This is a genomic window from Glutamicibacter sp. AGC84, from assembly GCF_053543575.1.
Map to the genome: position 1 here is coordinate 238,245 of NZ_JBLVOC010000026.1, position 3,238 is coordinate 241,482.

4 protein-coding genes and 1 pseudogene are annotated in these 3,238 nt (G+C 59.2%); 3 read left to right on the forward strand and 2 right to left on the reverse strand.

Going from position 1 to position 3,238, the window contains the following annotated elements; genetic code table 11:
• Nucleotides 1-146 (forward strand): annotated as a pseudogene (locus ACNPN0_RS15740) (PQQ-dependent sugar dehydrogenase); the annotation flags it as partial.
• Here ACNPN0_RS15740 and ACNPN0_RS15745 read toward each other — a convergent pair.
• Entirely contained in the window at nucleotides 143-1,660 is a 1,518-nt protein-coding gene (locus ACNPN0_RS15745; protein ID WP_448938131.1) for an acetyl-CoA hydrolase/transferase family protein, read from the reverse strand. The pseudogene ACNPN0_RS15740 and the gene ACNPN0_RS15745 sit on opposite strands and share 4 nt — an antisense overlap.
• 203 nt (nucleotides 1,661-1,863) lie before the next feature.
• Nucleotides 1,864-2,169: a helix-turn-helix domain-containing protein gene (locus ACNPN0_RS15750; RefSeq protein WP_105656585.1), complete on the reverse strand. Its 306-nt coding sequence runs from the start codon at nucleotides 2,167-2,169 to the stop codon at nucleotides 1,864-1,866.
• A gap of 241 nt (nucleotides 2,170-2,410) precedes the next feature.
• Here ACNPN0_RS15750 and ACNPN0_RS15755 point away from each other — a divergent pair, with 241 nt between their 5' ends.
• Nucleotides 2,411-2,713, forward strand: a complete 303-nt coding sequence (locus ACNPN0_RS15755) for a PadR family transcriptional regulator (RefSeq protein ID WP_105656586.1) — start codon at nucleotides 2,411-2,413, stop codon at nucleotides 2,711-2,713.
• 9 nt (nucleotides 2,714-2,722) lie between these two features.
• On the forward strand, nucleotides 2,723-3,109 hold the full coding sequence (locus ACNPN0_RS15760) for a hypothetical protein (RefSeq protein WP_105656587.1): 387 nt from the start codon (nucleotides 2,723-2,725) through the stop codon (nucleotides 3,107-3,109).
• The last annotated feature ends 129 nt before the right edge of the window (nucleotides 3,110-3,238 follow it).

Consider the following 3,238-nt stretch of genomic DNA (forward strand, 5'->3'; position numbering starts at 1 on the left):
ATGGCCGGCTCGGCCGGCTACGCGACGTGCTAGTGGATCCTGACGGCGCACTGCTGGTGCTGACCAACAATACCGACGGGCGCGGCCAGCCAGGGGCGGGCGATGACCGCATCCTGCGCATCGATCCCCGCCTGGCCGGCGACTAGCTGGCCGGGCGCATGTCTCCGGTCTCCTGGAAGCGCTGGTGCCAGGACAGGGCCTCGCCCAGCAGGTGCGGGGTGTGCTTGCCGTAGCTGTCCTTGCACGCACGGTCGAAGTAGTCCTGCAGCATCGGGCGGTACTCCGGGTGGGCGCAGTTATCGATGACCAGCTGCGCACGCTGCTTTGGCGAGTGGCCGCGCAGGTCGGCCAGGCCCTGTTCGGTAATCAGGATCATGGTGTCGTGCTCGGTGTGGTCCACATGCGAAGCAAAAGGAACGATGCCCGAGATCTTGCCGCCCTTGGCGGTCGACGGGGACATGAACACCGACAGGTAGCCGTTGCGGGCGAAGTCGCCCGAGCCGCCGATGCCGTTCATCACGTGCGATCCCAGCACGTTGGTGGAATTCACGTTGCCGTAGATGTCGGCTTCGATCATGCCGTTCAGCGCAATGCAGCCCAGCCGGCGGATGATCTCCGGGTGGTTCGAGATCTCCTGGGCGCGCAGCAGGATGCGCTCGCGGTAGTGGTCGACGTTGCGGTTGAATTCCTCGATGCCCTCCGAAGACAGCGAGAAGCTGGTGGCAGAGGCGAACTCGATGGTCCCGTCCTTGATCAGCTCCAGCATTCCGTCCTGGATGACCTCGGTATAGGCGGTCAGGCCCTTGTAGCCGCCACGGGCCAGGCCAGCGAGCACTGCGTTGGCGATATTGCCCACGCCCGACTGCAGCGGGAGCAGCTTCTCGGACAGGCGTCCGGCCCGGATCTCGGAATCCAGGAAGGTCAGCAGGTGATCGGCGATCTTCTCGCTGGTCTCGTCCACCGGGGCGAAGGGGCTCAGGCGGTCTGGCGCGTCGGTTTCCACGACGGCGACGATCTTGTTGACGTCGACGTCCATGTACTGCTGGCCGATGCGGTCACGCACGGTTCTCAGGTCGATCGGCTTGCGGTGCGGAGGCAGTGCGGTGCCGTAGTAGACATCGTGCATGCCCTCCATGGCCGCAGACTGCTGGGAATTGACCTCGATGATGATCTTGTCGGCCATCTCCAGCCAGGTCTTGTTGTTGCCCACCGAGCTGGAAGGGATCAAGTCGCCCTCGGCGGTGACGCCGACAACTTCGACGATGGCCAAGTCGATCTTGCCGTAGAAGCCGAACCAGGCGTGCTGGGCGACATGGGACAGGTGGATGTCCATGTATTCCATGTTGCCCTCGTTGATGCGGCGGCGCAGCTCGGGGTCGGACATGTACGGCAGGCGCAGGTTCATGCCTTCGGCCTTGGCCAGCACGCCATCAAGCTCAGGGGCGGTGGAGGCGCCGGTAAGCACGTTGATCTTGAAGTTCTTGCCCGCAGCGTGCTGGCGCTCCATCTGAGCTGCCAGCGCCCCGGGCACGGCCTTCGGGTATCCTGCACCGGTAAAGCCGCTCATGGCGACAGTCATGCCTGGCTTAATGAACTCTGCAGCTTGCTCGGCGCTCATCAAGCGATCAGCAAAGGCCCGGTGGTGAATACGTTCGTGCAAAATAACCCCTTCAGAACTTCCTTGTGACACAGGTCTATAACCCGCGTCTCACCGGAATACTTTAGCTGGTCGGCACAGTGATTCAGGCCTCGCTGTGCGCTTCTGCGCGATGGGTGGCATATTTATCGATGAGGTGCGCTCTATTTGCGCTGACCGGTCGGTCAGGAATGGCAGCTTGGCAGCGACCGCCGGGAGCTCGATCACTAGCCAAGTTCGGCGTGCGTGCCCTCGCGGATCGCTTTCACTTGCAGGCGGGCGCCCATGGCTTCTGCGTAGCGGCGCAGGGTGGCCAGCTGGACTCGATCAAGGTCCCCGGTCTCCATGCGGGCGATGCGGTCCACGCTCAGCTTCAGCACGGTGGCAAGTTCTACTTGGCTCAGTTCTGCTTCTTCGCGCAGGGCACGCAACGACAGGCGCCGGGACTCGCTTTGCACACGGCGCTGATGCTCTGCCACAGCTTCGCGTTGCGCCTCGGTCAATACTTCAGGATCCGCATACGCAAAACCCATTTGTTCCACCGCTTCTCTCGATCGTGCTGGCTTTGGACGTACTCATCTTCGAGGCTATTGCTGCAAATTGGCCAAGCCAATGATTATGACGCATTGGACGCAAGACGATCTGGTGAAATGTTAGCCACTTCTAAGTGACCATGACCAGTTCCGGCTCGGAATTGAATCGCCGGATGCTGCTAAGCCAAGATCATCCGAACGAAGGATAGAAATGCACCTATGTAGGATTCATACTTAAGTCATGTCACAGAGCAGAGTACTTCCACAGGTGAAGCGTTCCATGCTTCCGGTCGTTCTTCTAAGCTTCCTGGCAGAAAAACCCGAACACGGATACTCCATGCTGGCTAAGCTCGAAGAGCTCGGAGTGCCTGGCATCAAGAGCGGGACTTTATACCCACTGCTTCGAACCATGGAAGAGTCCGGGGACATCGTCTCCGACTGGCAAATCACCGCTCGCGGACCCGCACGCAAAATCTTCGAAATCACCAAGCAGGGTCATCAGACCCTGAAATCAGTCAAAAACTGGTTAGAACAGTTCAATTAGGAGCCTTCCATGGAAAGTAACCTCAAAACCTACATCGACGAACTGCGCTACAGCCTTTCACTACGAAACGTGGATACGGCCACCATCCGCGATATAGCCAGAGAGGTCGAGTCCGAAGCCACCAGCTACGAAGACGCGACAGCCAACTTTGGATCTCCTGCAGAATATGCGGAGTCCTTTCCCGCAACAGCATCTCCAAAGAGCCACTCTGCCTTCATTCTCGTAGGCGTGGCCTTAGGTTTTCTTTGGCCTTTGCTGGCGATATTCCTACGGGATCGCGAAACAATGGTTTTCTCCGGATGGGCGATCACCTGGTTACCTGCATTCGGATTTATCGTGGCAGGAATCATCACAGATTTCTCTCGTTCGCTGATTCGGTCTCGCGCCAGCCGGTAAGCGCCGAAAGCCTGAACGAACTCAAGATTCTGAATTGGCTTTGAGCCTATTCGAAGGTGGAACTTGCTATTCGTTGACCCGGAGGCCCAAAAGAAATCCGGTTAACGCCAAGAGGTGGCGTGCTCTCCT

Excerpts from the sequence above, each read along its gene's own strand:
- ACNPN0_RS15750 (WP_105656585.1), bottom strand. The coding sequence starts at position 2,169 with ATGGGTTTTGCGTATGCGGATCCTGAAGTATTGACCGAGGCGCAACGC.
- ACNPN0_RS15755 (WP_105656586.1), top strand. The coding sequence starts at position 2,411 with ATGTCACAGAGCAGAGTACTTCCACAGGTGAAGCGTTCCATGCTTCCG.
- ACNPN0_RS15760 (WP_105656587.1), top strand. The coding sequence starts at position 2,723 with ATGGAAAGTAACCTCAAAACCTACATCGACGAACTGCGCTACAGCCTT.